Source organism: Microbacterium sp. ZXT2-5 (assembly GCF_055329545.1).
The window spans coordinates 2,092,598-2,107,449 of the sequence record NZ_JBUZWD010000001.1 but is presented as its reverse complement, the minus strand read 5'-3'; the positions used below and the strand labels follow the sequence as shown (position 1 = coordinate 2,107,449).

Genomic DNA, 14,852 nt, shown 5'->3' with positions numbered 1-14,852 from the left:
CCGGACTTGGACCCCATGGTCGCCGCCTCGACGGCAGAGCTGGCCGTGCAGGCGCTGAGCGCCGGCGTCGTCAAGCGCGCAACGCGACTGGCCGACGGCCGGGAGCTCATCTACTACGACGACCCGGGCACGACCCTCGGGCCCGAGCGCGCCGTCGACGCACGTGAGCTCGCACCGCGGCCCGAGACCGCGACGATGCGGCGCGACGTGCTGACCGGCGACTGGGTCTCGATCGCCGCGGCGCGCCAGAACCGTGCGTTCCTGCCTCCCGCTCACCTGGACCCGCTCGCTCCGCAGACGCCGACGAACCCGTCCGAGATCCCGTCCAGCTACGACGTCGCCGTCTTCGAGAACAAGTCGCCATCGTTCGGGCCTGCCCTGGCGGTCGCGCACGGCGACGCGCCGGCAGGCGTCGACGCGCCCCGCGACCTCGACGACCTCGTCGCCCCCGGGCTCGGCCGCACGCGCACGAGCGTGGGACGCTGCGAGGTCGTGTGCTTCAGCCCCGAGCACGCCGGATCGTTCGGCTCGCTCACGGCGACACGGGCGCGCACCGTCATCGAGGCGTGGGCCGACCGGACCGCGGCCCTGTCGGCGCTTCCCGGCATCGAGCAGGTCTTCCCGTTCGAGAACCGCGGCGAGGCGATCGGCGTCACGCTCCCCCACCCGCACGGGCAGATCTACGCGTACCCCTACATCACGCCCCGCACGACGAGCCTCCTCGCGTCGATCGATCGCGAGGGCCCCGACCTGTTCGAGCGCATCCTCGCCTTCGAGCGTGCGGGCGAGCGCGTGATCCTCGAGGGCGAGCACTGGACGGCGTTCGTGCCGTTCGCCGCGCGCTGGCCGATCGAGATCCATCTGCTGCCGCACCGTCACGTCGCGGACTTCGCCGAGACGACGGATGCCGAGCGCGACGAGCTCGCGCCCCTCTATCTGCGGCTGCTCCGCGGCGTCGACGCCCTGTACGACTCGGCGACGCCGTACATCGCCGCCTGGCACCAGGCGCCCGTGCACCGTGGCCGCGACACCGCCCGACTGCACCTGCAGCTGACGTCGCCGCGTCGCGCCGCGGACAAGCTCAAGTTCCTCGCCGGTTCCGAGGCCGCCATGGGCGCCTGGATCGGCGACATCCCGCCCGAGACGGCCGCCGCAAGGCTGCGCGAAGCCGTCGCCGCCGTCCCCGAGGAGACCCCGTGACCGCCACCGACACCCGCACCGCCGACGCCGCGATCGCCCTGTTCGCCGAGCGCTTCGCCGCCGATCCGACGGGGACGTGGTCTGCTCCGGGCCGCGTGAACCTGATCGGCGAGCACACCGACTACAACGACGGGTTCGTGCTGCCCTTCGCGATCCAGCACCGGACGCACGTCGCGCTGGGCCTCCGCGACGACCATCGCATCCGTGTCGTCTCGACCTTCGACGGCAGCGCCGTCGAAGCGGGCCTCGCCGAGCTGCACACGCTGTTCCCCGAACGGCGCGACGAGGTCCCCGAGTGGGCGCGCTACCCGCTGGGCGTCGCGTGGGCGCTGCTCGCGGCATCCGGAATCGATCCGTCCCGCGTGCCGGGCGTCGACCTCGCCTTCGCGTCCGACGTGCCGGTCGGCGCCGGCCTCTCGTCGTCGGCCGCGATCGAGGGGGCGACCGCCGTCGCCCTGGCCGAGACCTGGGCCGTCGACCTCGACCGCGTCGCCCTCGCCAAGGTCGGCCGCCGCGCCGAGAACGAGGCCGTGGGGGCGCCCACCGGGATCATGGACCAGATGGCGTCGCTGCTCGGCCGTGCCGACGCTGCGATCTTCCTGGACTGCCGCTCGCTCGAGGCGCAGATCATCGACCTCGGCTTCGCGGACGCGGGGCTCGAGCTGGTCGTGATCGACACCGGCGTGAAGCACTCCCACGCCACGGGGGGTTACGGCGAGCGCCGCGCCGCCTGCGAGCGGGGCGCGGCCGCGCTGGGCGTTCCGGCGCTGCGCGACGTCACTCCCGCCGACCTGCCGCGCCTCGCCGGTCTCGTCGACGACGTGACCCTCCGCCGCGTGCGCCACGTCGTGACCGAGAACCAGCGCGTGCTCGACACCGTCCGCACGCTCCGCGAGCAGGGGCCGACCGCGATCGGCGACCTGCTGGTGGCGTCACACGCGTCGATGCGCGACGACTTCGAGATCTCGGTTCCCGAGCTCGACACCGCAGTCGAGGCGGCGCTGTCGGCCGGCGCGGTCGGCGCGCGCATGACCGGCGGCGGCTTCGGCGGTGCGGCGATCGCCCTGGTCGCCCGCGATCGGGTGCAGGCCGTGACGGATGCCGCAACCGCCGCCTTCGCGTCCGCCGGCTTCGCCGCCCCCACGATCTTCACCGTGGCCCCGTCCGCCGGCGCCGCCCGCGACTGACTCGCCCCCCACAGCCTCATGCTTCACTTGCGCTGAACGTACGCCGATGCCGCGTGGACGCGTGCATCCAGCGCAGGTGAACACCGGGGGAAGGGGCGCCGGCGAGCCGGCGCAAGACCTGGCGGGAATGGATCGGGGACGCTTAGCGTCGAACCTGGTGCGCGGGCATCCGGTCCGCGCCTGTAAGGGAGCGATCGTGGCGTACATCACCGTCGGAACCGAGAACTCGGTCGACATCGACATCTACTACACCGATCAGGGACCGGCCGATGCGCAGCCGGTCGTGCTGATCCACGGATTCCCGCTCAACGGCGAGTCGTGGGGCAAGCAGCAGGCGGCGCTCCTGGACGCCGGCTACCGCGTCATCGCCTACGACCGGCGCGGCTTCGGCGCGTCGACCAAGGCCGGGTCCGGCTACGACTACGACACGTTCGCGTCCGACCTGCACGCCCTCGTCGAGGACCTCGACCTCCGCGACGCGGTCCTGGTGGGCTTCTCGATGGGCACCGGCGAGATCGCACGCTACCTGTCGCGGTACGGCAGCGGCCGCGTGGCGAAGGCGGCCTTCCTCGGCTCGCTCGAGCCGTACCTGCTGAAGACCGACGACAACCCGGGCGGCGCCGGCCCCCAGGAGTTCTTCGACGGCATCGCGCAGTCGGTGCGCGAGGACCGCTACGCGTTCATCGCCGGGTTCTACAAGGACTTCTACAACCTCGACGACAACCTCGGCACCCGCATCTCGCAGGAGGCTCTCGACGCGAGCGTCCAGGTCGCGAGCTACGCGGGGAACGCCGCGATCGCCGCGGCGCCGCTGACGTGGCCGACCGACTTCCGCGGCGACATCGGATCGATCGACGTGCCGGCGCTCATCCTCCACGGCACGGCCGACAACATCCTGCCGATCGACGTGACCGCCCGGCGCTTCAAGGAGCTCCTCCCCGCCGCGACCTACGTCGAGCTCGAAGGCGCGCCGCACGGCCTGCTGTGGACGCACGGCGCCGAGGTGAACGAGGCGCTGCTCGCCTTCCTGAAGAGCTGACGACGACGGATGCCTCGGCCCTCGGTCCCCGCGACCGCCCGGGCCGAGGCATCCGACCCGGCAGCCGGTCCGTGACGAGCCCCGCCGGAGAAATCGAGCACCGTTCGGGTTTACTGTGAGCTATGGCAGAGAACGGCACGGGGCGGCGGGGCTCCTACGCCAAGGGGGTGGCCAAGCGCGAGGAGATCCTCACGCGCGCGCTGGAGGTCATCGCCCGTGAGGGGTACCGAGGCGCGTCGGTGAAAGAGCTGGCGGATGCCGTCGGCCTCAGCCAGGCGGGACTCCTCCACTACTTCGAGGGCAAGGAGGAGCTGTTCACCGAGATCCTCCGCAAGCGCGACGAACGGGACTCGGCCGACATGGGGCTCGACGCCGCGACGGCCTCACCGGAGGCCGCGCCGGCCGACCTCCGCGAGCTCCGGGACGGGTACGTCGGGATCGTCCGTCACAACGCCGAGGTCCCGGGGCTCGTGCAGCTCTTCGCGCGGCTGTCGGTCGACGCCGCCGATCCGGAGCATCCCGCCCACCGGTTCTTCGTGGAGCGCGGCGAGACCCTGCGCGGGTACTTCGCCGCAGCGATCGCCGCCGGGCAGGAGTCGGGCGAGATCACGGACCGGATCGACCCCGCGACGCTCGCGAGGATCTTCCAGGCCGTCGCCGACGGACTGCAGCTGCAGTGGATGCAGCAGCCCGACGTCGACATGGCCGCAACGATCGACGCCCTGTTCGAACTGCTCACCACGGAGAAGCGATGACCGACACCACCACGACCATCCGGTACGCCGAGGCACGCACGACGACCGGACGGGTCCGCGGCGCCTGGCGCGGCGAGCCCGGCGCCGGCGGGTCGGCGGCGTTCCTCGGCATCCCGTTCGCCAAGGCTCCCGTCGGCGACCTCCGGTTCGCCGCTCCCGTGCCGGTCGACCCGTGGGAGGGGGTTCGCGACGCCCTCGAGTTCGGCGCGACCGCGCAGCGCGGCGACACCGGGATCACGCTCATCCCCGAGCCGTCGGTGCCGGGCGAGTCGACGCTCAACGTCAACGTCTTCACGCCGGCACCCGGCGCGACCGGGACGCCGCTGCCGGTGCTCGTGTGGATCCACGGGGGCGGCTACGTCTCCGGCTCACCGGCGAGTCGCTGGTACGACGGCCGCGCCTTCAACCGCGACGGCGTCGTCACCGTGACGATCTCGTACCGCCTCGGCTTCGACGGATTCGGCCGCATCGACGGCGCCCCGTCCAATCGAGGCGTGCGCGACTGGCTCGCGGCGCTGCAGTGGGTGCAGGACGACATCGCGAACTTCGGGGGCGACCCCTCGCGTGTGACGATCGCCGGCCAGTCCGCCGGCGGAGGCGCGGTGCTGCGGCTGCTCGCGCTGCCGGCCGCCCAGCACCTGTTCCACTCGGCGTGGGCGCTGTCCGCCGCCCTGGCGGACGTGCCGCCTGACCGCGCCGAGGCCGCCTCGGCCCGGCTCGCGGCGCTCGCGGGCGTCGCCCCGACGCGCGACGGCTTCGCCTCGGTGCCGGAGGCGACGCTGCACGGGCTGCAGTCGAAGGCGAGCCAGGCCCCCTCGCGCGACCGCCTCGCCGGCGTCCGCGCCATGCTGGACGACGGGCTCTCGTGGGGCCCCGCCGTCGACGGAGACCTCGTGCCGCAGCCGACGGTCGCCGCGCTGCGGGACGGCGTCGGCGCCGACAAGCCGCTCGTGCTGGGTTCGACGGACGACGAGTTCACGATGGTCCTGGACGGGGCGGCGCGCGCGCTGCGCCTGGTCCCGGCCGGTCTCGCGCTCTCGAGGCTGGGCGTGCCGCGCGATCGCCGCCGCGAGTACCTCGCCGACAACGCGGCGCAGCGGCGCAAGGGCACGGCCGCCGTGCTCGGCCGCTATGTCACCGACGCGATCTTCCGCTCCACGGTGGCGAGGGTCGCCGAGGCGCGGGGCGCAGCGCCCACCTGGGTGTATCGCTTCTCGTGGCCCTCGCCGACGAGGCGGTGGGCCCTGCACTGCCTCGACGTGCCGTTCTGGTTCGACTGCCTCGACGAGCCCGGCGTCGCCGCGATCGCGGGAGACGCGCCCCCGCGGCGGATCGCCGCCGCGCTCCACGGCGCCGCGGTGGCGCTGGTGCGCGGCGACGACCCCGGCTGGCCGGCCTGGTCGAGCACGCCGGGGACGACGCGCGTCTTCGGCGGCGAGGCATCCGCCTCCGACGTCATCGGCGACGGCTACCGCAGCGTCCGCGCGCTCGTCTGAACGAAGCGTCGATCAGCGCAGCGCCGGAACGACCTCGCGCTCGAACAGCTCCATGCCCGACACGTCGTAGGCCGCCTCGGGGAAGTAGTGGATCGCATAGGCGATGCCGTGCCGCTCGCGCTCGGCGAGCTGCTCGACGACCTGCTCCACCGAGCCGAACCCGGGCGACGCGAGGTACTCGTGCTCGATGTGGTCGGCCCGCTCCTGCCCGACGTGCGGGAGCAGCCGCTCCTTGACGACGGCGAGCCGCTCGCGGGCCTCGCCCTCGGTCGCCCCGACGATCGTGTTGAAGTTCGAGCTGCGAGTGATCTCGGAGAAGTCGCGTCCCAGCGCGTCGCAGTGTTCACGCAGCACGGCGCTCTTGCGGTCGATGTCCTCGAGCGATCCCGAGAAGTTCGTGTACGACGCGTACTTCGCGGCGATCTTGAGCGTGACCTTCTCGCCGCCGCCGGCGATCCAGAACGGGATGCCGCCGTCCTGCAGCGGCAGCGGCTGCACGATCGCGCCGTCGACCTGGTAGTGCCGGCCGTCGAGCGTCGCCCGGCCGGTGGTCCACGCCTGCTGCATGATGTCGACGCCTTCGCGGAGCATCCGCAGCCGCTCGGGGACCGGCGGGAACCCGTAGCCGTACGCGTTCCACTCGTGCTCGTACCAGCCGCCGCCGATGCCCATCTCGGTGCGGCCGCCCGACACGATGTCGACCGTCGCGGCGACCTTCGCGAGGTACGCGGGGTTGCGGTAGCCCATGCACGTGCACATCTGGCCGAGACGGATGCGGCTGGTCGAGGCCGCGAAGGCGGCCATCAGCGTCCACGCCTCGTGCGTCGCCTCGTCCGAGTGCACCGGGGTCGTGTGGAAGTGGTCGTACACCCACAGCGACTCCCACGGGCCTGCATCCGCGCGCTGCGCGAGGCCGTTCATCACCTCCCAGTGGGCGGAGGGGTCGATGCCCACGAGATCGAATCGCCAGCCTTGGGGGATGAAGGTTCCGAAGCGCATGGCTCCCACCCTAGAGCGGGTGACGGATGCCGCGCCCCGGCGCCGCGGAGGCTCGACGACCGCCTCGCGGAGAGGTATATTCCGCCGGTCGCCCGGCCCGCCGGCCGCCCGGTCAGTCCGCGACCACGCGGGCGCGCGGCATCCGCTGTCGCATGACCGCGATCGCCTCGGGGTTGTGGTCCACGAGCACCGCGTCGCGGCCGAGTGACGACGCGACGGCGCCGGTGGTGCCGCTCCCCGCGAAGAAGTCGAGCACACGGTCGCCGGGGCGCGAGGACGCCTGCACGATGCGGCGCAGGATGCCCTCGGGCTTCTGGGTGGGATACCCGGTCTTCTCACGCCCGGTCGTCGGCACGATCGTGTGCCACCAGACGTCGGTGGGCAGCTTGCCCCGCTCGGCCTTCTCCGCCGTGACGAGCCCCGGCGCCATGTAGGGCTCGCGGTCGACGGCGTCGGAGTCGAACCAGTACGCCCGCGGATCCTTCACGTACACCAGGATCGTGTCGTGCTTGGTCGGCCAGCGCTTGCGCGTCTTGGCGCCGAAGTCGTACGCCCAGATGAGCTCGTTGAGGAACCGCTCCCGCCCCACGAGGGCGTCCATGAGCACCTTGGCGTAGTGCGCCTCGCGGTAGTCGAGGTGGAGGTAGAGGGTGCCGTCCTCGGTGAGAAGCCGCCACGCCTCGAGCAGTCGCGGCTCGAGGAAGCCCCAGTAGTCGTCGAACCGGTCGTCGTAGGCGCGAAGGTCGCCGCGGATCCGCTCGTACTCGCGCCCGTGGAACCCGCGTCGCACGATCCCGGCGGGTTCCGCCGCCTGCTCGACGGGGGACGGATGCCGCGTCCGCGCCGTCTCGACGGCCCGCTCCTGCGTGCGGCCGGTGTTGAACGGCGGGTCGAGGTAGATGAGCGTGAAGGAGGCGTCGGCGAAGCCGCGGACGACGTCGAGGTTGTCGCCCTCGTGGATCTCGACGGCCCCCTCGGCGGGCGCGGGGGCCGGCCCGTCGTCGGTCACGGCACCCGGCGCAGCCACGCGTCGGTGGCGAACTTGGACTCCACGAGCGCCTCCGCCTCGGCGTACTCGTCCTCGGCGATGCGCCCGGGCACGGCGCCGTAGAGCTTCGTGAACGTCTGCTCGAGCTTGGCGATGATCGCCTCGCGCGGCAGCCCGGTCTGGCGACGCAGCGGATCGACGCGCTTCGCGGCCGAGGTCGTGCCCTTGTCGCTCAGCTTCTCGCGCCCGATGCGGAGCACCTCGGTCATCATCTGGCCGTCCATGTCGTAGCTGAGCGTCGCGTGGTGCAGCACTCCCCCGTTCGCCAGTCGCTTCTGCGCGGCGCCGCCGATCTTGCCCTGCGGCGAGGCGATGTCGTTGAGCGGCTGGTAGGTGGCGTCGACGCCCAGGGCGCGCAGCCCCTGCAGCACCCAGTCGTCGAGGAACGCGTACGAGTCCGCGAACGTGAGACCGGCGACGAGCGATGCCGGGACGTAGAGCGAGTACGTGATGATCGAGTTCGCGCCCATGAGCATGGCGCCCCCGCCCGAGATGCGGCGCACGACGTCGAAGCCGTGGCGCGCGGCACCCTCGGGATCCACCTCGTTGCGCAGCGACTGGAACGACCCGATGACCACGGCGTTCTCGTTCCACTCCCAGATGCGCAGCGTCGGGCGCCGCCGGCCGTCGCCGACCCGGGCGGTGAGCACTTCGTCGAGCGCCAGGTTCATGCGCGGCGAGACCGGGCGCTCGTGCACGATCTCCCAGTCGAAGTCCCGCCAGCCGGGCGCGGTGACCAAGGCCCGGCGCACCGCCGTGCCCACCGCCTCGGGCGTGAAGCCGAGCAGCTGGGCGCCCTCGGGGAGCGCGGAGCGCACGGCCGCGGCGATCGCGGCGACGTCCGCCTCGACCGGGAGGCCGTTGACCGCCGCGTCGATGTCGTCGAGCGCGTCGTCCGGCTCGAGGAAGAAGTCGCCCGCGAGGTGGAAGTCCGCGATGCGGCCATCGCGCTCCTCGAGGTCGACGACGACGAGCTTCCCGCCGGGCACCTTGTATTCGCCGTGCATCCGCTCAGCCTATTGCCGAGCCGGGGCGATCAGCCCTTCGCCGGGAACCGCCGGTCGAGCCACGCGAGGAGATCGGCGCGCACATCCTTCTGCATGACCTCGTTGAAGATCTCGTGGCGGGCGCCGGGGTAGACGAGGGTCGTGACGTCGGTGAACCCCGAGCGCGTCCGGTACGCGTCGGCGAGCCGGTGGACGCTGCGCGGGCCGCCGACCCGGTCGTCGCGACCCACCATGAGCAGGGTGGGCAGGTCGCGCGGCGAGTCGCGCAGCGGAAGACCGTACATCCGGAGGGAGTCCGGGATCCCGATGAGCTTGAGCGGGTCCTCGCTGGTCGTCAAGGGGTCGTCCAGGAACGCTCGCCCCACGGCGAGATCGCTCGAGAGCCACTCCGTGCCCATCGCACCGGGCCCGTCCCACGGTTTGTTGAGCGCGGTCGTGCGGATCCAGCGCGGCATCCGCAGGGCCGAGCCGGTGAGGACGAGACCGTCATACGCGTCGGGGTGGGCGTTGACCAGCATCTGCGCGAGGATCGATCCGCCCGAATGCCCCAGCAGCACGAGCGGCAGCTCCTGATTCTCGGCGCGGATGTGCTCGGTGAACTGCCACATGGCGGCCAGTGCGGCGCGCAGGCCCCCGGGACCCAGGTGGCCGAGCCGAGAGGCATCGCCACCGTGCTGCGCCATTCCGGTGCGGCCGTGGCCGCGGTGGTCGGCCGCGTAGACGGTGCAGCCCTGTCCGGTGAGTGCCTCGATGAGGGCGGCGTACCTCCCGGCGTGCTCACCGATGCCGTGCAGGAGCTGCACGACAGCCCGCGGCTCGGTCTTCGCCGGGTGGACATCGAAGAAGATCGTGATGCCGTGGGCATCGATGAACTCGGGCATGCGCAGGAGTCTATGCGGACGGATGCCGCCGCCCGCCGCATGCGGTGCGCGCCGGGGCGCGGCATCCGCTTTCCGACTTTGTTTAGCAAGACTAATGAGCTAAGCTAACTAACCGTATGAGCAGCGACGAGACCACCACGACAGCGACCGGCCCGAGCGCCGTCGACCAGCCGGACCTCTCCCCTGCCGCCTCCCGCCTCCGGATCGCGATCTTCCGTCTCGCGCGGCGCATGCGCACGCAGCGCGCCGTCGACTCGATGAGCGACGGCCAGTTCGCCGTCCTCGCCGCCCTCAAGGTGCACGGTCCCCACACGCTCGGCGAGCTCGCCGAGCGGGAGCGGGTCTCGGCTCCCTCGATGAACCGCACCGTCAACTGCCTCCAGGAGTCGGGTTACATCGTGCGCGGCGCCGACGAGCGGGACGGCCGCAAGGTCGTCATCTCGCTCACGCCCGAGGGCGAGGCGGTCGTCGAAGAGACCGCGCGCCGCCGCGACGCGTGGGTCGAGGCATCCCTCGCCCAGCTCACCGCGCGCGAGCGCGAGACGCTCGAGGCCGCCGCCGAGATCATGCAGCGGATGGTCGATCGATGAGCGCGATGTTCCGGTCCTTCTCCGCCTTCAACTACCGCGTCTGGTTCATCGGCGCGCTGGTGTCGAACATCGGCGCGTGGATGCAGGCGACGGCCATCAGCTGGGTCGTGCTCACCGAGCTCACCGACAACGACGCCGCCGCGATGGGCGTCACGATGGCGCTGCAGTTCGCGCCGCCGCTGCTGCTGGTCGGCGTGACGGGCCTCGTCGCGGACCGGTTCGACCGCCGCCGGCTCCTGCTGGTGACGCAGAGCCTGCTGCTGATCCTCGGACTCGGCATCGGCGCGCTGATCTTCGCGGGCGTCATGAACCTGCTGATCATGTACGCATTCGCACTCGCCCTCGGCGTCGTGGCCGCGTTCGACAACCCGGCGCGCCAGGCGTTCGTGTCGGACCTCGTGGCACGCGAGAACGCCTCCAACGCCGTCGCGCTGAACGCCGCGTCGTTCAACGGCGCCCGCATGATCGGCCCGGCCGTCGCCGGCATCGTCATCGTGGCGGTCGGAACCGGGTGGGTGTTCGTCGCCAACGCCGTCACCTTCCTCGCGATGCTCGCCGCGCTCGTGCTCATCCGCACCCACGAGCTCATCCCGCGCGTGAAGGCGCCCCAGTCGTCGCGGCTCGCCGACGGCTTCCGCTACGTGGCCGGGCGACCCGACCTGATCGTCACCTTCGCGATGGTGTTCCTCATCGGCGCGTTCGGCATGAACTTCCCGATCCTGGCCTCGACGATGGCGGTCGAGTTCGGCAAGGAGGCCGACGGCTTCGGACTGCTGAGCTCGATCCTCGCCATCGGCTCGGTCGCCGGAGCCCTCATGGCGGCACGGCGCGATCGCGCGCGGCTGCGGGTGCTCATCGCCGGCACGGCGATGTTCGGATTCGCCGCCCTCGTGTCGGCCTTCATGCCCTCGTACTGGCTGTATGCCGTCACGCTCATGTTCACCGGCTTCGCCGTGGTGACGATGATGACGACCGCCAACGGCTACGTGCAGACCACGACCGATCCCGTGCTGCGCGGCCGGGTGCTGGCCCTGTACATGGCGATCCTCATGGGCGGCACGCCGATCGGCGCACCCATCGTCGGATGGGTGGCGGCGGAGTGGGGTCCGCGCGTGGCGATCCTCCTCGGCGCGGCAGCGGCCTTCGTGGCTTTCGCGATCGGTGCGACCTGGCTCTTCGTCTCGGGCCGGCTCCACCGCCACGAGCACAGGCGGTTCCGCCTGACGCTCGACGAGACGCGCCCCCTCTCGGTCATCGCTCCCGAGGAGTTCAGCGACGAGGTCGCCGGCACCACCCCGATCCGCGTCGTGCCCGAGGACAAGGGCGACGTGCGCGTCCGCCGCGCGAGCTGACGTCGCCGCGCGGCACCGCGGTCCGCGTCAGGAGACGGTGAGGGTGACGGATGCCGCGGCCAGGCCGTCGGCCGCCACCGTCACCGTCGCCCGTCCCGGCCCCGTCGCCCGCACGATCGCGAGCGCCCGCCCGTCGTGCGTCGTGACGGCGGGGCCCGCGAAGGACTCCTCGGTGCGGATGCGCCCGGTGCCGAGGCCGACGAGCTCGGCATCGCCCTCGACCGTCACGGTGACCGCGCGATCGGCGTCGCACGCGACGACCCCGTTCGCATCGGCGAGGAGGATCCGGACGAAGCCGAGGCCGTCCGTCGTGATCTCGTCGCGCTCGGCCATCGCCACGAGGGCGGTGTCCGCCGCGGTGCGCAGCGTCGTGCGGCCGACCTCGCGACCGCCGGAGCGCGCGACGGCGACCAGCTCGCCCGGCCGGTACTCCGTCTCGAAGCGCGCACGGAACGCCTTCTCCGCGCCGACCGGAGCCACGCCCAGCGAGACGCCGTCGAGCTGCAGCTCGACCTCCTCCGCGGGCGCGTAGACGTCGACGGTGACCGGGGCGCCGGGCGCGGCATCCCATGTCCATGACGACACCGAGTCGTCCCACGACCACGGCGTGGTCGCCGTGGGCCGGCCGTGGTGCCGGGGCGGATGCACCGCCAGGTACGGCTCGGTGCGCAGCCCGAAGACGATCTCGCGGTAGAACGACGCGGGGCGGCGGTGGCCGGTGATGTCGAGGTCGCCGCAGCCGGCGAGCAGATGCGGGAACGGTCCGGCGGTCCCGGTCGGCTGATAGCCGGGCTCATCGGTGTAGTCGACGCGGCCGATGCCGGCCTCCCCCAGGTAGTCCCACCCCGTCCAGGTGAAGTCGCCGATGACGTGCGGCAGGCGCTGGACCAGCTCCCACATCTTCTCGATCCGCGAGGGGAAGGTCTCGGAGCCCACGATGACCCGGTTCGGGAACAGCTCGGCATCCAGCTCGTAGCGGGACTCCGCGTAGTTGAACCCCACGACGTCGAGCACCGATGCCGACTCCTCGGTCGACGCCGTCACGAGCTCCGACGCGTTGGCGCGGGCCATCACGTCGCCCATCGTCGCCATCATGGTGTTCGGATCGGAGGCCTCGCCCTCGCCCTCCGGCCCGGCATCGGCCTCCCGCATGCGGTCGAGGTTGGCGATGATGCCGTTGATGCCGTTGGTGACCAGACGGGTGTCGTCGCGCTCGCGGATCCGCTCGGCCAGGCGCCTGCTCCACGCCGACCCGGCGGGCGACGCGAGCTCGAGGATCTCGTTGCCGATCGAGTACATGATGACGCTCGGGTGGTTGAGGTCCTTCGCGACGAGGGCGTCGACGTCGCGCCGCCATCGCTCGGCGAACCCCGGCGCGGCGTCGAAGGCCACCTTCGACCGTGTCCAGGTGTCGGTGAGCTCGTCCATGACGAATACGCCGTGCCGGTCGCACGCGTCCAGCATCGCGCGGCTCATCGGGTTGTGCGCGCTGCGCAGGGCGTTGAAGCCCGCCTCCTTGAGGAGCCGCACCCGCCGGTCCTCCGCGTCGGCGAAGGTGGCGGCGCCGAGCGGCCCGCCGTCGTGGTGGACGCAGGCGCCCCGGAGCGTCACGGGCTCGCCGTTGATCCGCAGGCCGCGCCGCGCGTCCACTTGGAGGCGACGGATGCCGAAGCTCGCGGCATCCGTGTCCAGCTCGGTTCCGTCCTCGGCCGTGAGGGCGGTGCGCACCCGGTGCAGCGCGGGCGACGCCTCGCTCCACAGCGCCGGCGCCTCGACCGCGAGGCGGAGCCGTGCGACGGCCTCGCTCCCGGGGAGCACGGTCACGGGCGCTGACCCGGTCGCGACCTGCGCGCCGTCGGGTCCCGCGACCGTCCACGTGAGCCGCAGCGTGCGCGTGTGGCGCGAGCCGTTCCGCACGGTCGTCGCCACGTTCACGATCGCACGGTCGGCGTCGATGTCGGGGGTCGTGACGACGGTGCCGTCGAGCGGGATGTGCACCGGATCGGCGACGACGAGGTGCACGGGACGATAGATGCCCGCGCCGGAGTACCATCGGCTGTCGCGGTGCGCGCGGGCTTCGACGGTGATGCGGTTCGCCTCCCCGTGGCGCAGATACGGGTCCAGCACCGCCTCGAAGGCGTTGTAGCCGTTCGGCTCGTGCACGACTGCGTCGCCGTTGACGAAGACGACCGCGTCACGGTAGACACCCTCGAACTCGAGCCGCACCGTCTTGTCGCGCCACGAAGCGGGTACGTCGATCGTCTTCGCGTACTCGAACACCCCGCCCTGCACGTAGCCGGTGTGCACGCCCTGGTCGCTGCCGGAGGACCGCGGCAGGTCGCGCACGGCGTCGTGCGGCAGCCGGACGGGCCGCGGGACCGACTCGGGCGTGGGCGCCTCGAAGGCACCGAGCTTGGGACCGACGGTCCAGCCCTCGAGGAACGGCTGCCGGATCACGCGCCGACCTCGCGGGAGCCGTCGGCCTCCGCGGGTCCCGGGTCCGCCCCGGCGCCGTCCGCGGGTTCAGCGCCGCCCGATCTCGCATCGAGCACCGCTTCGATCCCCGCGAGGTCGTAGCCGCTGATCATGCCGCGGAAGAACTCCGCCAGCGCCTCGGCCATGTCCGTCGACGACGGGTCGAGGAGCCATTGCACCTGGAGGCCGTCCATGAGCGCGATCGTCGCGACCGCCGCACGTCGCGGGTCGACCCCCGGCAGCAGCCGATCGGCGGAGGCGATGCGCGCGAAGGCGCGGGTGGTGCTCTCCCGCACGTATTCGTATCGCTGCACGAAGTACCCGTGGGCGGGATGATCGGACGACGTCGCCTCTGCCGAAAGCGTGCAGTAGAGCTCGACGACCCCCGGGATGGACGCATTGTGCCGCGCGAGCGCGACGAGGCCGCGCAGGGCCTCGACGCCGTCGGGCACGTCGAAGTCGACGAGTTCGCGCGCCAGGTCGTCTCGGTGGTCGAGCACCGCCTGAAGCAGTGCGCTCTTGCTTCGGAAGTGGTGAAGCAGCCCGGCCTCGCTCATGCCCACGCGCTCGGCGACCTCCCGCAGGGATCCGGCTCGATATCCGGATTCGGCGAACACCTCGAGGGCTGCATCCAGGATCGCCGTCCGCGTCGCCGCCGACTTCGCATACTCGCCGCGCGGCTTGCGCGTCCGCGTGGGAGCGGTCCCCTTCCGCGCTGCGGCGGAGGTGGTCTCGGTCATCGTCTCACCGTATCCCCGGGTCGTCTCGCGCACCTACATCGGTGGCCGCCGGGTTCCTTCCCCTCCGTTCTATAACGAAATTC

The 14,852-nt window shown here is 72.1% G+C and carries 13 protein-coding genes; 7 read left to right on the top strand and 6 right to left on the bottom strand.

Translation table 11 applies throughout. The annotated features are described in order from the left end of the window. The first annotated feature begins 15 nt into the window (after positions 1 to 15). From galT to ACZBH1_RS09170, 5 genes are all read left to right on the top strand, one after another. Positions 16 to 1,200, top strand: coding sequence for a galactose-1-phosphate uridylyltransferase (gene galT / locus ACZBH1_RS09190; protein ID WP_463646673.1), 1,185 nt, complete (start codon positions 16 to 18; stop codon positions 1,198 to 1,200). Beyond that, positions 1,197 to 2,387 carry a galactokinase gene (gene galK, locus ACZBH1_RS09185; RefSeq protein WP_463646197.1) on the top strand — a complete coding sequence of 397 codons (1,191 nt, stop codon included), beginning with the start codon at positions 1,197 to 1,199 and terminating at the stop codon, positions 2,385 to 2,387. The genes galT and galK overlap by 4 nt, the downstream gene beginning before the upstream one ends. Positions 2,388 to 2,583: 196 nt before the next feature. After that, entirely contained in the window at positions 2,584 to 3,426 is an 843-nt protein-coding gene (locus tag ACZBH1_RS09180) for an alpha/beta fold hydrolase (RefSeq protein WP_463646196.1), read from the top strand. 122 nt (positions 3,427 to 3,548) lie between these two features. Continuing rightward, positions 3,549 to 4,181 (top strand): TetR/AcrR family transcriptional regulator, encoded by a 633-nt coding sequence (locus ACZBH1_RS09175; RefSeq protein WP_336394527.1) that lies wholly within the window; start codon positions 3,549 to 3,551, stop codon positions 4,179 to 4,181. Continuing rightward, entirely contained in the window at positions 4,178 to 5,677 is a 1,500-nt protein-coding gene (locus ACZBH1_RS09170) for a carboxylesterase/lipase family protein (RefSeq protein ID WP_463646195.1), read from the top strand. The genes ACZBH1_RS09175 and ACZBH1_RS09170 overlap by 4 nt, the downstream gene beginning before the upstream one ends. A 12-nt stretch (positions 5,678 to 5,689) precedes the next feature. Here ACZBH1_RS09170 and ACZBH1_RS09165 read toward each other — a convergent pair whose 3' ends face one another. From ACZBH1_RS09165 to ACZBH1_RS09150, 4 genes are all read right to left on the bottom strand, one after another. Further along, positions 5,690 to 6,676, bottom strand: coding sequence for an LLM class F420-dependent oxidoreductase (locus ACZBH1_RS09165; protein ID WP_378884945.1), 987 nt, complete (start codon positions 6,674 to 6,676; stop codon positions 5,690 to 5,692). Between the two features lie 112 nt (positions 6,677 to 6,788). After that, complete coding sequence (locus tag ACZBH1_RS09160; protein ID WP_378884942.1) at positions 6,789 to 7,703, bottom strand: DNA-methyltransferase; 915 nt, start codon at positions 7,701 to 7,703, stop codon at positions 6,789 to 6,791. Then, positions 7,682 to 8,731: a lipoate-protein ligase LplAB gene (gene lplAB / locus ACZBH1_RS09155; RefSeq protein WP_378884939.1), complete on the bottom strand. Its 1,050-nt coding sequence runs from the start codon at positions 8,729 to 8,731 to the stop codon at positions 7,682 to 7,684. The genes ACZBH1_RS09160 and lplAB overlap by 22 nt, the downstream gene beginning before the upstream one ends. A gap of 29 nt (positions 8,732 to 8,760) precedes the next feature. Continuing rightward, complete coding sequence (locus ACZBH1_RS09150) at positions 8,761 to 9,612, bottom strand: alpha/beta hydrolase (protein ID WP_336394523.1); 852 nt, start codon at positions 9,610 to 9,612, stop codon at positions 8,761 to 8,763. Between the two features lie 116 nt (positions 9,613 to 9,728). Here ACZBH1_RS09150 and ACZBH1_RS09145 point away from each other — a divergent pair, with 116 nt between their 5' ends. Both ACZBH1_RS09145 and ACZBH1_RS09140 read left to right on the top strand, forming a co-directional pair. Further along, positions 9,729 to 10,202: a MarR family winged helix-turn-helix transcriptional regulator gene (locus ACZBH1_RS09145; protein WP_336394522.1), complete on the top strand. Its 474-nt coding sequence runs from the start codon at positions 9,729 to 9,731 to the stop codon at positions 10,200 to 10,202. Further along, positions 10,199 to 11,554, top strand: coding sequence for an MFS transporter (locus ACZBH1_RS09140; RefSeq protein ID WP_336394521.1), 1,356 nt, complete (start codon positions 10,199 to 10,201; stop codon positions 11,552 to 11,554). Before ACZBH1_RS09145 ends, ACZBH1_RS09140 begins: the two co-directional genes overlap by 4 nt. A gap of 27 nt (positions 11,555 to 11,581) precedes the next feature. On the opposite strand, the gene ACZBH1_RS09135 is transcribed toward ACZBH1_RS09140, so the two are convergent. Continuing rightward, positions 11,582 to 14,011, bottom strand: coding sequence for a glycoside hydrolase family 2 TIM barrel-domain containing protein (locus ACZBH1_RS09135; RefSeq protein WP_463646194.1), 2,430 nt, complete (start codon positions 14,009 to 14,011; stop codon positions 11,582 to 11,584). Beyond that, positions 14,008 to 14,769, bottom strand: a complete 762-nt coding sequence (locus tag ACZBH1_RS09130) for a TetR/AcrR family transcriptional regulator (protein ID WP_378884931.1) — start codon at positions 14,767 to 14,769, stop codon at positions 14,008 to 14,010. The genes ACZBH1_RS09135 and ACZBH1_RS09130 overlap by 4 nt, the downstream gene beginning before the upstream one ends. Positions 14,770 to 14,852 lie beyond the last annotated feature (83 nt).